At 73.3% G+C, this 15,433-nt stretch carries 11 protein-coding genes and 1 pseudogene; 9 read left to right on the forward strand and 3 right to left on the reverse strand.

What is annotated here, in order from left to right; all coding sequences use genetic code 11:
- The first annotated feature begins 142 nt into the window (after positions 1-142).
- Positions 143-1,474, forward strand: coding sequence for a hypothetical protein (locus OG335_RS36265; protein ID WP_405009633.1), 1,332 nt, complete (start codon positions 143-145; stop codon positions 1,472-1,474).
- Between the two features lie 57 nt (positions 1,475-1,531).
- Here OG335_RS36265 and OG335_RS36270 read toward each other — a convergent pair whose 3' ends face one another.
- On the reverse strand, positions 1,532-1,798 hold the full coding sequence (locus OG335_RS36270; RefSeq protein ID WP_405009632.1) for a hypothetical protein: 267 nt from the start codon (positions 1,796-1,798) through the stop codon (positions 1,532-1,534).
- 255 nt (positions 1,799-2,053) lie between these two features.
- Between OG335_RS36270 and OG335_RS36275 the strand changes: the two genes are divergently transcribed.
- The 3 genes from OG335_RS36275 (at position 2,054) to OG335_RS36285 (ending at position 4,097) form a co-directional block, all read left to right on the forward strand.
- Entirely contained in the window at positions 2,054-2,569 is a 516-nt protein-coding gene (locus OG335_RS36275; RefSeq protein ID WP_405009631.1) for a hypothetical protein, read from the forward strand.
- Positions 2,570-2,715: 146 nt separating this feature from the next.
- The gene (locus tag OG335_RS36280) at positions 2,716-3,177 is read left to right on the forward strand and encodes a hypothetical protein (RefSeq protein WP_405009630.1); all 462 of its coding nucleotides are present in this window, start codon (positions 2,716-2,718) and stop codon (positions 3,175-3,177) included.
- A 176-nt stretch (positions 3,178-3,353) separates the two neighbouring features.
- Positions 3,354-4,097: a class I SAM-dependent methyltransferase gene (locus OG335_RS36285; protein ID WP_405009629.1), complete on the forward strand. Its 744-nt coding sequence runs from the start codon at positions 3,354-3,356 to the stop codon at positions 4,095-4,097.
- Positions 4,098-4,482: 385 nt separating this feature from the next.
- Here the strand turns inward: OG335_RS36285 and OG335_RS36290 are convergent.
- Together OG335_RS36290 and OG335_RS36295 are read right to left on the reverse strand one after the other, a co-directional pair.
- Positions 4,483-4,944, reverse strand: a pseudogene (locus OG335_RS36290) (SRPBCC family protein); the annotation flags it as partial.
- Positions 4,945-5,101: 157 nt separating this feature from the next.
- Complete coding sequence (locus OG335_RS36295; protein ID WP_405009628.1) at positions 5,102-8,374, reverse strand: LamG-like jellyroll fold domain-containing protein; 3,273 nt, start codon at positions 8,372-8,374, stop codon at positions 5,102-5,104.
- 1,052 nt (positions 8,375-9,426) lie between these two features.
- Between OG335_RS36295 and OG335_RS36300 the strand changes: the two genes are divergently transcribed.
- The 5 genes from OG335_RS36300 to OG335_RS36320 all read left to right on the forward strand — a co-directional run bounded on the left by OG335_RS36300 (position 9,427) and on the right by OG335_RS36320 (position 15,381).
- The gene (locus OG335_RS36300; protein WP_405009627.1) at positions 9,427-10,518 is read left to right on the forward strand and encodes an ABC transporter substrate-binding protein; all 1,092 of its coding nucleotides are present in this window, start codon (positions 9,427-9,429) and stop codon (positions 10,516-10,518) included.
- Positions 10,519-10,610: 92 nt separating this feature from the next.
- Positions 10,611-12,251: a sugar ABC transporter ATP-binding protein gene (locus tag OG335_RS36305; RefSeq protein WP_405009626.1), complete on the forward strand. Its 1,641-nt coding sequence runs from the start codon at positions 10,611-10,613 to the stop codon at positions 12,249-12,251.
- On the forward strand, positions 12,248-13,216 hold the full coding sequence (locus OG335_RS36310) for an ABC transporter permease (RefSeq protein ID WP_405009625.1): 969 nt from the start codon (positions 12,248-12,250) through the stop codon (positions 13,214-13,216). Before OG335_RS36305 ends, OG335_RS36310 begins: the two co-directional genes overlap by 4 nt.
- Positions 13,213-14,268 carry an ABC transporter permease gene (locus tag OG335_RS36315; RefSeq protein WP_405009624.1) on the forward strand — a complete coding sequence of 352 codons (1,056 nt, stop codon included), beginning with the start codon at positions 13,213-13,215 and terminating at the stop codon, positions 14,266-14,268. Before OG335_RS36310 ends, OG335_RS36315 begins: the two co-directional genes overlap by 4 nt.
- A gap of 96 nt (positions 14,269-14,364) precedes the next feature.
- Positions 14,365-15,381, forward strand: a complete 1,017-nt coding sequence (locus OG335_RS36320) for a LacI family DNA-binding transcriptional regulator (protein WP_405009623.1) — start codon at positions 14,365-14,367, stop codon at positions 15,379-15,381.
- Positions 15,382-15,433: the final 52 nt, after the last annotated feature.

Consider the following 15,433-nt stretch of genomic DNA (forward strand, 5'->3'; position numbering starts at 1 on the left):
GGGCCGTGCCCTACCGCCGTTCGGTCGCTCTCTGTGCAAAGATGCATCCGCACCGTGACGGTACCGATATGAACGGACTCCGCCGCGCTGCCTGTCCCCACCCCTGCGCGCCCTGCGCGCCGCCCGAACGAAGGCTCTCACCATGGCTCAGAAGGCCGAGATCCACGTCAACCGCAGCCTGATCGAAGGACTCGCGGAGGCGTCCCCCTCCCAGCTCGCCGAACTCGCCGCAACCCTGCCGCAGCACGTCTGGTTCTCCTCCACCGCACCGGCCGAGGAGGGCGACGCCCCGGAACCCACCTTCACGTGGCCCCTGCACGGTGCCTACTCCCACCAGGGCAAGGTCGCGACGGGCACTGCCCACGTCCACCTCGCACCCGGTCACCGGAACCTCGAACGGCCGCTCATCCTCGCCGACGGCTTCGAGTACGGCCCGAGCGACCTGCCCGCGCTCTGGCAGCACTTCGACGCCGCGGAGGGCGGGCACTTCCTCACCCGGCTCGGCGAGGCGGGCATCGACGTCATCCTGCTCGGGTTCGAGGAGCGCCACACCTACATCCAGGCCAACGCGGGTGTCGCCGCGGCCTGCATCCACCGCGCCGTCGCCGAGCGGATCGGCAGCACCCCGCTCGCCGTCGGCGGGGTCAGCATGGGCGGCATGATCACCCGGTACGCGCTGGCCCGCATGGAGGCCGAGGGGGTGGACCACCAGACCGGCACCTACTTCTCGTGGGACACCCCCCACAACGGCGCCTGGATCCCGCTGATCCTCCAGCAGATGGCCTACTTCTTCGAGGACTTCACCCCGGCCGAGCCGGGCCGGCCCAAGCAGGCCGAGCTCATCCGCAGCGAGGCCGCCCAGCAACTGCTGTGGGCCTGGGTGGAGAACTCGAAGTACGAGGGGCCGGTGGCCACCGCCAGCCAGCTGCGCACCGACTTCCTGGCCGAGCTGGACGCGTACGGGTCCTTCCCGGTGCGGCCGCTGAAGCTGGGCGTCGCCAACGGCCACGGCGAGGGCGTGGGGCTGAAGTTGACCCCCGGCGAGATCGCCTTCGACTGGAAGAACCAGTACAACACCGCGAGCGCCACCGCCCGCGTCCAGCCCGACAAGGGTGCGAAGCAGCCCATCGGCGGCATGCACATCGCGCTGACGGTACGCCGCAGTTCGACCACGGCCGTCCCCGCCCTCGACGGTGCGCCCGGTGGCACCCTGCCCTCGTTCGGGCTGGTGGCGAAGGCCCTCGGCATCGAGGTGGACGAGCGCTTCACCAACACCTGCTTCGTGCCCGCGGTCAGCGCCGTCGCCCTCGACTTCGACCCGGCCGTCTGGGAGGTCGACCTGGAGACCGATCTGACCTCGGTCGACCCGAGCCGCGTCGCCCTGGACGACTTCCTCTGCGACACCGAGAACTCCCCGCACAGCGCACCCCGGCGTGCGCTGACGGACTGGCTGTTCGAGCGCGTCACCCGCTGAACACGGGCCCGCGGCACCGCCGTTCCGGAGGCGGTGCCGCGGGTGGGGCCGACGGGGTCACGCCCACTCGCGCCGCCCGAGGGCGTACGCCACGGCCCCGTACACCACGGCGGGTATGCCGTAGTCGGCGAGGGTGCGCGCGGTGGAACTGTCGGGTGAGAAGAGGCCGCGGGACCAGCCGGACAGCCAGTCGGCGGCGTCGTGGAACCAGTCCGCGATCGGGTTGCCGGGGTTCGCCCCGGACAGGTCCAGGACGATCCAGACGGCCAGAATCAGTGTGGCGACACCTGCGGCGATGCGCAGGACGTGAACGAGTGCTCTCATGGCAGTCGTCTTGCACGATCCGCCGCCGCCAAACGTGGCGGACCGCGCCCGCTCAGGCGTCCGGGGCGCGGCCGACCCCGCGGACGGCCCCATGGGCGGCCCCGCGGGCGGCAGTGCGGCCGACCCCGACGCACCCGTACGCGGCCGCGCGGCCGGGCAACCCTGCGGCGACCGGGGGCACATGGCGGCCCGGGCCGGCGGCCGGGCGGAAGCGGCAGGATAGGGTGATCCGGCTGTCCGGCCGGAGGGGGAGAGATGGCCCGGATCCGTCGTGTCGTCCTGGGAGCCGCCGTGGGCGGGATGCTCGCCGGGCTGACCGGCTGCACGGTCGCCGTGGGGGCGGTCAGCGGCGTCACGGTCACCGCGGACGGCCGCCCGATCGGCATGGTGATGGTCTGTCACCACCGCATCGACGGGGCCACGCTGTACACCGACCAGGGCACGAACGGCACCCGCAGCGTGGGCCGTTGGAAACACGACGGGCCGCTGACCGGGTACGCCCCGCTGCCGCTCGACGGCGGCGACGGCTGGACGGTCGAGCAGCCGCTGCAGCCCCTGGAAGCGGGCCGCGTCTACACGCTCTACGGGTGGACCGAGGACGACTCCTGGTCCGCGGGGTCCGTGTCGTTCACCCTCGCCGACCTGGCCGCCCTCACCCCCGGGCGGGTGCGGTACTTCGTGGGCGCCGAGTACGGCGGGGACGCCGACGGCTGGACGACGACCTCGCTGGAGGAGTTCCAGGCCCACGCCTGCGACAACGTCGGCTCCTGACCCGGCGCGCACCCGGCGCGCACCCGGTGCACACCCGGCGCGCACCCGTGCGCCTGGCGAAAGCCGGGCACCGCGACGGGAGGACGTGGCAGGGTGGGCGCGGCGGCAGGTGCCGTCGCGGCCGGGTCGGGGGAGAGGACGCCGTCGTGCGAAGAGGCGAGCTGAGGCGTGGGCCGGGCGCGCGGTCCGGCCACCGGGTGCCGTCCGGCATTCCGGAGGACGGGCCGGCCCGTGAGATCGGCGACCACCGGGTCCTCCTGTCACGCCCGCACATCGACAGCCGGCTGGTGGTGGCCTGCGAGACCTGCGGGGTGCCGATCCCGTACCGGGTGCTCGGCCGGACGGCGACCCGGGTGTGGCGGTGCGTCTGGCTCGCGCTGGCGCTCGCGGGCACGGTGGTGGCGGTGTACTGCCTCGGCCGGGCGTTCGTCGTCGGCGGCCAGGTGCTGGAGGAGGGGGCGCCCAACCCGCTGGACCGGCTGCTGCCGTCCGTCCTCGGCGCGGTGGTGGTCGCCGTGTTCGGGTGGGTGCGGTGGCGGCGCGAGGACGGTGTGCGGCAGCGCCGCCGTCCGAAGGGGCACCGCGGGCACCGGCTGAGGCGCATCTGACACGGTGTCGTCCCCCCTGCGGTGTGGTCCTCGGCGCGGCCGGTCGCACCGGGCGGCGCTGAGCCGTAGCGTCGGGGGCCTGGACCGTCCACCGCGGGAAGGCGGGTGCGGTGATGGCACCGGCGTCGCCGGCCGACGTGACCGGCCCCCTTCCCGGCCGCGGGTAGGCGCGGCCCGTGACTGCCGGGCAGCCCTCGGGGCACATCCGGTACGGCGTGTCCGCGGAGTTCTACGACCTGCTGCAGGCCGAGGACGACCGCCGGGCCGCCGAGCGCCGCCTCACCGCGGCGGCCCGCGCCGCGAGGACGGGGGTGCTCGACGCGGGTGCCGGCACGGGCATCGTGACCGAGACGCTGGTGAAGGCTGCCACTGCTCCGGTGCACGCCGTCGAGCCGTCGCCCGCCATGCGGATCGCCCTGCTCGCCCGGTTGGCCCGCCTCGGCGCCGACGAGCGGGCCCGCGTCACGCTGCACCCGGAGACCGTGGGTGCCTGCGGCCTGCGGGAGGCCGTCGACCTCGCCGTCGCCTCCAACCTGGTGGCCACCCTGCCGCCCGCGGAACGCCGGGCGACCTGGCGGGCGCTGGCCGCCGCACTCGTACCGGGAGGCCTGCTCCTCTTCGACCCGCCGCCCGTCGGGGTGCCGGGCGGCGAGGAGAGCCGCGAACTCCCGCCCGCCAGGCTCGGCACCGACGTGTACGCCGCCCGGCTGACCCGCACCCCGGACCGCGGGATCATCGCCGTCCGGTACGACTACCGGGTGGAGCGCGGCGGTGTGGTGGTGCGCGAGGAGCACGAGACCTTCCGGCTCTGGCCCGCGGAGCCCGCCGTCCTCGCTGAGGAACTGGCCGAGGCCGGTCTCCTGCCCGCGGACGCTCCGCACTCCGACCTCACCGCCGCCCGGAAGCCGCTCCGCGGGTGACCGGCGGGCCGGCGGAACGCGTCCCCGTACGGGCGCGCAGGCCGGAGGGGGTGCCGTGCGGACACGGCACCCCCTCCGGCTCTGTTCCCGCTCTGTTCCGCTCCGTGCAGCCGTCGCGGACGGCGGCGGCTCAGCCGTGCCGCATGTCGTCCGGGTCGGCCGGGCGCGGCGCGGTCCGGGGGTCGTCCAGCGGCCCGGTGCCGTACGGCCTGCCGCTGCCCGGGTCGGTGCCGTACCGCTCACCGCCGTACGGTTCGCTGCCGTACGTCTCGCCGCCGTACGGGTTGGGCGGCGGGGCTCCCTCGCCGGTCATCCGGGACTGCGGGGTCTCGCGGGGCGGCGCGTCGGGGAGCGCGCCGGTCGTGGCGGGGCCGTCCGTGCCGAGGCCGCCGGGGGAGATCCGGCCGCGCCAGCCGCCGCTCTCGGCGCCGCCGCGTTCCTCGATGAAGCCCTTGAAGCGCTTGAGGTCGCCCTTGACCTGCCGGTCGAGCACGCCGAGCAGGTCGCCGGTGCGCTCGGCCATGCCGTGCGGTTCGAAGTCCATGGCGAGGCTGACCCGGGTGTGGGCGTCGTCCAGCCGCTGGAAGGTGACGACGCCCATCTGCCGGACGTCGCCGCCGATCGTGCGCCAGGAGATCCGCTCGTCGGGCAGCTGGTCGACGATCTCGGTGTCGAACTCGCGCCGGGCGCCGGCGACCTTGGTGCGCCAGTGGCAGTGCCGGTCGTCGGTCTGGCGGACCTCCTCCACGCCCTCCATGAAGCGCGGGAACTCCTCGAACTGGGTCCACTGGTCGTAGACGCTGTGCAGGGGCACGTCGACGTCGATGGATTCCTTCACCATGCTCATGGTGACCTCCTTCGCGTTCCGGGACCGGACGTTCCGGGCCGCCGCGCGCCTGCCCGCCCCTGCGGGCTTCAATCCCCGGGATCGTCCGGAAGGTGTGCCGCCGCCCCCGGCGGGGGATCCTCCGCCGGGGGCGGCGCGGGGTGGTGCGGGCCGGGCGCTACGCGGGCTGCTCGGCGGTGTGCAGGGCGCTCACCTCCGCCGCGGTCAGCGCCTTGTCGTACGCGTGGACCTGGTCGATCGAGCCGTTCCAGAAGTCCACGTTGCCGCCGTTCCACTTGGCGCGGCCGAGGCTGAGCGGGCCGGTGGAGACGTCGGCGGATCCGGCGGGCACGGTGGCCGCGAGGGTGCCGTCGACGTACAGGGCGATGGTGCCGGCCGCCGCGTCGTGCACGCCGACCAGGTGGTACCAGTGGCCGAGCTGCGGGGTGATCGGCAGCCGGGCCCGGACACCGCCGGGGACGCTGAAGGCGAACGCGCCCTGGCCGTACTGCAGGTAGAACGGGTTCTCGGTGCGGCGGCCGTCCTGGCTGACCACGGTGGCGTAGTTGCCGGGCAGCGCGTCCAGGGTGGCCCAGGCGGAGATCGAGTAGCTCGCGGTGGTGTCGACCACGGGCCCGGCGGTCTGGGCGTACTGCGACTGGCCGTTGAACTTCAGGGCGCTGCCGCTGACACCGGGGGTCCAGGTGGTGCCGTCGGTCAGGGTCATCGAGGCCTTGTTGGGGCCCTGGTCGGCGGCGGTGGTGCCGGTGCCCTCGTCGAGGGACCAGGAGCCGCCGCCCTTGAGCTCGGAGCGGGCGCCAGCCGCGGCGCCGGCCGCGATGACCTTGAGGTTGATGGCGCGGACCTGGGCCGGGTCGACCTTGATCTGCCGGCGGTCGTACGTCCAGAGGCCGTTGAGCTCGTTCTCGAGGTCGGTGACCTGGGTGTAGACCGAGCCGGAGAGCTCGGCGCCGGCGGCGGCGAGGTAGAACGTCTCGGTGTTGTCGACGTACTTCTTGGTGAGCGCGGCCTTGTCGTTCACGCCGCTGTAGATGACGGTCGGGGCGCCGGGCCACATGTGGCCGGGGGCGCGGAGGGTGAAGCCGCCGTGCTCGCCGTCCATGGCGGCGCGCTTGCTGTCCGGGAACGCCGGGTCGTTGTTGCCGTAGTCGTGGTGGTCGATGATGTCGCCCTTGCCGGAGTCACCCTTGGAGGCGCAGCAGTTGACGCCGCTGTGGGCGTTGACGATGCGGGACGGGTCGGCGGCCTTGACGGCGTCGGTGAGCTTGCCGGTCTCCTCGCGGTTCCACTCGCCCCAGCCCTCGTTGAAGACGATCCAGCCGATGAGGGAGGGGGAGTTGTGGAGGAGCTTCATCTCCGCCATGCCCTCGGCGACGAACTCCTGCTGGCCGGCGGTGGTGCGGAAGTCGCCGGAGACGAAGTCCTGCCAGACGAGCAGGCCCAGCTTGTCGGCCTGGTAGTACCAGCGCGGCGACTCGACCTTGATGTGCTTGCGGACGGCGTTGAAGCCGAGGTCCTTCTGCGCCTTGAGGTCGAAGGTGATGGCCGCGTCGGTGGGCGCGGTGTAGAGGCCGTCCGGCCAGAAGCCCTGGTCGAGTTCGGCGAGCGAGAAGATCGGCTTGCCGTTGAGGACGATCTTCTGGTAGCCGCCGACGTCCTGGATGGCGATCTTCCGCATGCCGAAGTAGCTCTTGACCGTGTCGGTCTGCTTGCCGCTGGTCAGCGTGACCTTGAGGTCGTAGAGGTACGGGTCGTCGGGCGTCCACAGGTGCTGGTTGCTCACCGGCAGGTGGAGCAGGGTGTTGGCGGGGCCGCTGATCGAGCCGACCACGTTGCCCTGGGTGTCCTTGGCGACGGCCTTGACGAGCGTGCCGGCGGGGGCGCCGGGGGAGTTGACGGTGACGGAGAGCGTGCCGGAGTCGATGTCCGGGGTGGTGGTGACGCTCTCGACGGAGGTCGCCGCGACGGGCTCCATCCAGACGGTCTGCCAGATGCCGGACGACTGGGTGTAGACGATGCCGCCGGGGTTGGCCGACTGCTTGCCGAGGGGCTGGTCGGGCCCGGCGGTGTCGGTGACCGCGACGACGATCTCCTGCGGGCCGGTGCCCTTGAGGGCGTCGGTGATGTCGGCGGAGAAACCGGTGTAGCCGCCGGTGTGCTCGGCGACCCTCGTGCCGTTGACCCAGACCGTGGCCTTGTTGTCGACGGCGCCGAAGTTCAGCTTGAGGTGCTGGCCGGAGCCGATCTTCCAGCCCTTGGGGACGGTGACCGTCTTCCGGTAGAACATGTGGTCCTCGTGCCGCTCCAGGCCGGAGAGCATCGATTCGACCGGGTACGGCACGATGATCTTCTCGCCGAGGTCCTTGCCGAAGACGGGCTGCTCACCCGCGGCCGCACCGGCGAACTGCCAGGGGCCGTTGAGGTTCAGCCAGTCGTCGCGGACCTGCTGCGGCCGGGGGTACTCGGGCAGCGGGTGGTTCTTGTCGACCTTGTCGGTCCACGGGGTGGTGAGGCGGTGGGTGGAGGCGTTGGCGGCCGTCCGGATGATCTGCGGCACGGTCTCGCCGCCGGAGGTGAGGCCGCCGGCGCCGTCGTACGACACCCGGACCTGCTGGCCCTTCTGGACGGGCTCGGAGAGCTTGACGATCAGGGAGTTCCTGTCTCCCGAGGCGTTCGCGACGGACTTGACCGGCATGGGCGTGGTGTCGGCCTCGATGCGCAGGTGGTCGGCGATGCCCGCGGCGTTGCCGACCCTGCCCTCGAAGGTGGCCTGCACCTTCAGGCCGTCCTCGGCGACGGCCAGCGCGACGGGGTAGACGCTGAACCCGGCGGGCGGGGTGAAGGCGCCCTCCGGCACGATCTGCTTGGGCAGCGCGGGGCTCGACCAGCGCAGGAACATGTTGGCGCCGCCGACGTCCTGGAACATCTCCAGCTTGAAGTCGTGCTTGACGCCCGCGGTGAGGTGGACGGCGGCGCTGGTCTGCTCGCTGTCCCAGTCCGGCACCCAGTGGTCGATGACCGCGACGCCGTCGACGAAGAGGCGGAAGCCGTTGTCGCCCGTGGCGTAGAAGGTGTAGTCGCCGTCGGCGGGGGCCTCGATCTGGCCGGTCCAGCGGGCGGTGGTGTTCTCCTGGCGGCCCGTCATCGCCTCGAAGGTGGACGCCAGGCCCGCCATGTTGATCTGCGGGTCGAGCGCCGTGCCGCCGAGCTCGGCGAAGTCGCGGGCGCCGGGCGCCGACATCCGGTAGTACTCGCCCTTCAGGCCGTGCGCCTGGATGCTGGGATCGGCGGCGGCGAAGGTGGTCGCGGTGTCGGCCGGGGCGGCGGACGAGGTACCGGGGACCAGGCCGACCACCGGCAGCGAGAGGGTCGCTGCCAGCAGCAGCGCCCACGTCCTGCGTCGGTCTCGGGTGGCTGGCTGTCGCGTCATGCGGTGGCTCCTCACACGGGGGAGTAGAGGGTGGTGGGGCATTCCCCGGGCGGCGACCCGCTTGCCCGGGGACGTGGTGGGGGTGTCGCGAAGAGCGACGGTGGTGGCGCGCCGGCGGGAGGGGGCCGGGGCGGTCACGGCACGGTGGTGCCGGGGAGGGGGACGTGCGGGCGCCGGGCCGCCGGGAGGCGGCGCGCCGGGGCCCTGGCCGTTCTGACGAACGGGCCGTCCGGTCGAACGGTCGGGGCAGGGGGTCGGAGCGGTGGCCGGGGTGCCGCGGGCAGCCCGGCGCGGCGCCGTCCGGTGGAGCCGGGGCGGGCCGGTGGGTGGCCGGCGGTGCGGCGGCGAGCGGGGTTCGCGGGCCGGGTGGCGGCCGTTGCACAACGTTGGAAAAGCGGGACAGCGAGAATGACAGCACGACCCTGCGGCCGTGTCCAGCCCCCGACGGGCAGTTCTGTCCGCGGAATCGGCCGCCGGCGGCCGGACGGCCCGTCCGGAGCCTGTCGCCGTGCGGTGCACGGCGGCTGACGGAGCCTCCGCCGACGGGCCCGGGCGGAACGGAACGGGCCACTCCGCGAGGCCGGTGCGCAGCGGCGCCGTACGCCTCCGGGTGCGCCGCGGCCGGGCCGGCCGGCCGGCGGGTGCGGCCTCGACCTGCGGCTTCTCCGGCCCGGGGCGCCGTGGGCAGGGGAGGGCGCGGGCGGCCGCCGCCCGGCAGGGTGAACGGTGAGCACCACTCCGCCAACCCCCGGCACCTCCGGCCGCGTTGGCGCGGAGCCGTCATGGAGGGCCGGTCGGGGAATGAAACGGAAATGCGCGCGCAACACTCTTGCCCGACGGATCGGGCGGCCTATATAACGTTGTAAACAGCGACGCCGAGAGGCCCTGCGGACCTCTTACCGCTCTCTCCTGCACCGGATTTCCCAGCCCCGTGTGCAGGCGTCGGGCGGACCCGGTCGCCGCCGTCCCACCCCGCACCCCCCGCCCCACCGCGTCGTCGGCCCACCCGTCCGGCGCGGTGCGTCTCCCCCTCGCCAAGGAGTGTCCCCGTCATGACCATCACGCGCAGATCCCGCACGCTCGCCGCCGCCTCGCTGCTCGCCGCCGCCGCCCTCGTCGTGTCCGGCTGCGCCAAGTCCGAGACCCCGTCCGCCGGCTCGGGCGACGGACAGGCCGCGCAGGTCGCGGAGAGCCCGGCCGGCTCGGCCACCGCCGCCACCGGGGCCGGCTGCACCCTGCAGAGCACCGGCACCCCGAAGATCGACCTGAAGGACGCGATCGTCGGCTTCTCGCAGTCCGAGAAGGAGGCCAACCCCTTCCGTATCGCCGAGACCCAGTCCATCAAGGACGAGGCCGCGAAGCTGGGCGTGAAGAAGCTCCTCACCACCAACGCGCAGTCGCAGCTCTCCAAGCAGATCAGCGACATCCAGGACATGCTCAACCAGGGCGCACAGCTCCTCATCGTCGCCCCGCTCAACTCCGACGGCCTGCAGCCCGCCCTCGACGCGGCCGCCGCCAAGCACGTGCCGGTCATCACCGTCGACCGCAAGGTCAACGCCACCGCCTGCAAGGACTACCTGACCTTCATCGGCTCGAACTTCGTCGAGCAGGGCAAGCGCGCGGCCGACGCGATGATCGCCGCCACCGGCGGCACCGGCAAGGTCGCCATCCTGCTCGGCGCGTCCGGCAACAACGTCACCACCGACCGCACCAACGGCTTCGTCGACCAGCTGAAGGCCAAGGCGCCCGGCCTGGAGATCGTCGCGCAGCAGACCGGCGAGTTCGCCCGCGACAAGGGCCAGCAGGTCATGGAGCAGCTCATCCAGTCCAAGCCCGAGATCACCGCCGTCTACGCGGAGAACGACGAGATGGGCCTCGGCGCCGTCACCGCGCTCAAGAGCGCCAACAAGAAGCCCGGCAAGGACGTCAAGGTCATCTCCATCGACGGCACCCGCAACGCCGTGCAGGCGCTCGCCGCCGGCGAGTACAACGGCGTCATCGAGTCCAACCCGCGCTTCGGCCCGCTCGCCTTCGCGACCCTGCAGAAGTTCCTCGCGGGCGAGTCGATCGCCGACAGCGTCATCATCACCGACCGCGCCTACGACTCCGCCAACGCCGCCGCCTCCGTCGCCGGCGCGTACTGACCCGCGCCCCCACCCTCCGGGCCCGCCGCGACCTCCCCGACGCGCGGCGGGCCCGGAGACCACCCTCCATCGACCCTCGGAAGGCCAGAACCATGGCACCCCCCGAAGCGGCGGCCACCAGGCCCGCCGGCACCGCCCTCCCCACGGCGACGCCCGTGCTGGAGGCCCGCGGCGTGAGCAAGCGATTCCCCGGCGTGGTGGCCCTCGACGACGTCTCCTTCTCGCTGCGACCCGGCGAGGCCCACGCACTCGTGGGGGAGAACGGGGCGGGCAAGTCCACCCTGATCAAGGTGCTCACCGGCGTGCACCGCCCGGACGACGGCGAACTCCTGCTCTCCGGAAGCCCGGTGAGCTTCGCCCGGCCCTCCGAGGCCCAGCAGGCCGGCATCTCCACCATCTACCAGGAGGTCAACCTCGTCCCGCTCATGAGCGTGGCGCGGAACATCTTCCTCGGCCGCGAACCCGTCAAACGCCTCGGCCTCATCGACTTCCCGCGGATGCACCGCGAGGCCGCCGAACTCCTCGCCGGGTTCGGCATCGACGTCGACCCGCGCCGCCCCCTGCACACCCTCGGCATCGGCACCCAGCAGATGGTGGCCCTCGCCCGCGCCGTCTCCGTCGACGCGCAGGTCGTCGTCATGGACGAACCGACCTCCTCGCTGGAACCGCGCGAGGTGGAGACGCTCTTCCGCGTCGTCGGCGAGCTGCGCGCCCGCGGCATCGCCATCCTCTACGTCAGCCACCGCATGGACGAGCTCTACCGCCTGTGCGAGCGCGTCACCGTGCTCCGCGACGGCAGGCACATCCACACCGGCGACCTCGCCGACCTCGACCGCATGCAACTCGTCTCCATGATGCTCGGCCGCGACATCACCGAGGTCCGCCGCCACGGCGTCACCGGCTTCGGCGACGAAGGGCACGACGTCGCCCGCGAACCCGTCCTCACCGCCGACGGCCTCACCCGCCGCCACCAGCTGGACGACATCTCCCTCGCGCTGCGCCCCGGCGAGGTGCTCGGCCTCGGCGGCCTGCTCGGCTCCGGCCGCAGCGAGACCGCCAAGGCCATCGCCGGGGCCCTCCCGCTCGACGGCGGCACCGTCTCCGTCGGCGGCCGCACCCTGCGCCGCCCCAGCTCCGCGGGCGCCATCCGGGCAGGCATCAGCATGCTCCCCGAGGACCGCAAGGCCGAGGGCATCATCCCCGGCCTGTCGGTACGGGAGAACATCGTGCTGGCCGCCATGCCGCGGCTGTCCCGCGCCGGGATCGTCTCCCGCGCCCGGCAGGACAAGGTCGTCAGGATCTTCATGGAACGCCTGCGGATCAAGGCGTCCAGCCCCGAGCAGAAGGTCTCCGAACTCTCCGGCGGCAACCAGCAGAAGGTGCTCCTCGCCCGCTGGCTCTGCCTCGAACCCACGGTGCTGCTCCTCGACGAGCCGACCCGTGGCATCGACGTCGGCGCCAAGGCCGAGGTGCAGGCCCTCATCGACGAACTCGCCCAGGAGGGACTGGCCGTGCTGCTGATCTCCTCCGACATCGAGGAACTCGTCGAAGGCGCCGACCGCATCGTCGTGCTGCGCAGCGGCGCCGTCGCCGGCGAACTCACCGGCGACCAGGTGGGGGAGAGCGAACTCCTCGCCGTCCTCGCCGACCACGGCGCGCCCGCCGCCGGACCGGCCCCCGCCGCACCCGACCAGCCCCGCCCGGCGAGCGCCGGCAAGGAGGACCCCCGATGACCCAGGCGACCGCCGCCCCCACGCGCGGCCTGACCCGGCTGCCCAGCTCCGCGTGGTTCCAGGAGTACGGCGTCTACGCGGCGCTCGCGGCCCTGGTGGTGTTCAACGCGCTGTTCACCGACCGCTTCCTCACCACCGACAACCTCCGCACCCAGCTCGTGCAGGTCGCCCCCGTGGTGATCGTCGCCCTCGGCATGGCGCTGGTCATCGGCACCGAGGGCGTCGACCTCTCCGTCGGCTCCACCATGGCGCTGGCCTCCGCCCTGCTGCCGCTCTACCTCGGCTACGGCCTGGTGCCGGCCCTGCTGATCGCCCTGCTCGCCGGGGCCGTGGTCGGCGCGATCAACGGCACCCTGGTGTCCGTCGTCGGCCTGCAGCCCATCGTCGCCACCCTCGCCCTGTTCGTCGGCGGCCGCGGCCTGGCCCTCGTCATCGCCGACGGGCAGCTCAAGCAGATCGTCAACCCCGACCTGCTGGCGCTCGGCACCAACAGCGTGCTCGGCATCCCGCTGGTCGTCGTCGTCGCGGGCGTCCTCGCCCTCGCCGTCGCGTTCCTGGTGCAGCGCACCACCTTCGGACGCCAGGTCGTCGCCGTCGGCGGCAACCGGGCCGCGGCCGCCCTCGCCGGACTCCCCGTCAAGCGCCTCCTCATCGGCGTGTACGTGCTGTGCGGCGTGTTCGCCGCGCTCGCGGGCGTGCTCGCCACCGCGCGGCTCACCGCCAGCGACCCGTCCTCGCTCGGCACCCTGATGGAGCTGTCCGCGATCACCGCCGTCGTCGTCGGCGGCACCCCGCTGACCGGCGGCTCCGTCCGCGTGCTCGGCACCGTCGCCGGCGCGCTGCTCATGCAGCTGCTGCGCGCCACCCTCGTCAAGCACGACCTGCCCGACTCCACCGCCCAGATCGCCCAGGCGGCCATCATCCTCGCCGCCGTCTACGTCGCACGGGAGCGCCGATCCCGATGAACCACACCCCCGCACTCGGCCTGCCCGAGCCCGCCGCCGGCCTCTCCGCACCCCCGGCCCCGCCCGCCCGCCCGAGCGGCGCGGCCGCCGGGACGACCGGACGCGAGCGCCTCCTGTCGCTCCTGCAGCGGCAGGGCGTGCTGGCCGTGCTGCTGCTGGTCGTCGTCGTCTCGTCCGTCGTCTACCCGACGTTCGGCACCCTGGACAACGCCCGTGGCGTGACCGTCCAGGCGTCCTTCCTCGCGATCGTCGCCCTCGGCATGACCCTGGTGATCATCACCGGCGGCATCGACCTCTCCGTCGGTTCGGTCTTCGCCCTCGGCGGCGTCCTCGCCGCCTGGGCCTCGCAGTGGGGCATCGTGCCCGCGCTGCTGCTGCCGATCGCCGTCTGCGGCGCCATCGGCGCCGTCAACGGCCTCCTCGTCGCCCGCGCCGGCATGGCACCGTTCATCGTCACGCTCGCCTCGCTGCTCGCCGCCCGCGGCCTGCTGCTCGCCCTCACCGACGAGGGTGCCACCACCTACCTGGTGCCGCGCGGCTCCGCCTTCGCCGAACTCGGCCAGGGCACCGTCTGGGGCTTCGGCTACCCGCTGCTCATCGCCCTCGCGCTGTTCGGCCTCGGCGGTGTGCTGCTGCAGCGCACCTCCTTCGGGCAGACGCTGTTCGCCGTCGGCGGCAGCGCCGACGCGGCCACCCTCATGGGCCTGCCGGTCGCCCGCGCGAAGGTCACGGTCTACCTGCTCAGCGGCCTGCTGGCCGGTCTCGCCGGTGCGCTGAGCGCGGCCCGGCTCTCCTCCGGCGTCACCATCGTCGGCGTCGGCATGGAGCTCGACGCGATCTCCGCGGTCGTCATCGGCGGCACGCTCCTGGTCGGCGGCGCCGGCTCGGTCAGCGGCACCCTGTGGGGCGTCCTGCTGCTCGCCGTCATCCAGAACCTCATCAACCAGATCGGCTCGCTGAACTCCTCCTACCAGTCGGTGGTCAGCGGCGGCTTCCTCATCGTGGTCGTGGTCGCCCAGCGCTACCTCGCCCGCGGCCGCAGAACGACCTGAGCGGCGCCCGGCCGCCCCGGCGGCCGGTGGTGCCCGGAACCGTACGCCGCGTCCCGGGCACCACCGGGGCCCGGTCCCCGTCAACGAAGGAGTGCCGTGGGCGTCAGCCTCAAGGACGTCGCGCAGCGGGCGGGCGTCTCCGTCAAGACCGTCTCCAACGTGGTCAACCACTATCCGCACGTCACCCCGCAGATGCGGGCCAAGGTGCAGAAGGCCATCGACGAGCTCGGCTACCGCCCCAACCTGACCGCCCGCCACCTGCGCAAGGGCCGCACCGGCATCATCGCGCTGGCCGTGCCCGAACTCGGCAACCCGTACTTCGCCGAACTCGCCGGGGCGGTCATCGACGCCGCCGCCCGGCACGAGTACACCGTGCTGGTCGACCACACCGCGGGCCGCCGCGAACGCGAGATCCACGTCAGCGGCGGCTTCAGCTCCCACGTGATCGACGGGCTCATCCTCAGCCCCATCCACCTGGAGACCGAGGACCTGACCGGCCGCGACGAGACCGTGCCGCTCGTGCTGCTCGGCGAGCGCGAGTACGAGGCGCCGTACGACCACATCGCCATCGACAACATCGCCGCCTCCCGCGAGGCCGTCCGGCACCTGCTCTCCCTCGGGCACCGGCGGATCGCCTTCCTCGGCTCCCGCACCGGCCACGAACGCCAGCCCGCCCACATGCGGATGCGCGGCTGGCACGACGAACTGCAGGCCGCCGGCATCGTCCCCGACGAGTCGCTGGTCGTCGTCACCGAGGGCTACGGCCGGGCTGACGGCGCCGCCGCCATGGCCTCCCTCCTCGACCGCGGCGAACGCCCCGACGCGGTGTTCGCCTACAACGACCTCATCGCCATCGGTGCGATGCGCACCCTCACCGAGCGCGGCCTGCGCATCCCCGAGGACGTCGCGGTCGCCGGCTTCGACGACATCGAGGACGGCCGGTTCGCCGCCGTCCCCCTCACCACCATCTCGCCCGACAAGCAGGCCATCGCCCGCCTCGCCGTCGACCGGCTCGTCGCCCGCCTCACCGGCCTGTCGCCCGCCGAACCGCGGCGCGAACGGCCCGGCTACCGCCTCGTCGTCCGCGGCTCCACCGGAGGCCCCGCGACCTGACCCCCCGTGCCCCGATGCGCCGCCGGGCCGCCCGCCGGCCCCGCCCCCGACC

This window comes from Kitasatospora sp. NBC_01539, from assembly GCF_045040525.1.
In the GTDB taxonomy this organism is placed as follows: Bacteria; Actinomycetota; Actinomycetes; order Streptomycetales; family Streptomycetaceae; genus Kitasatospora.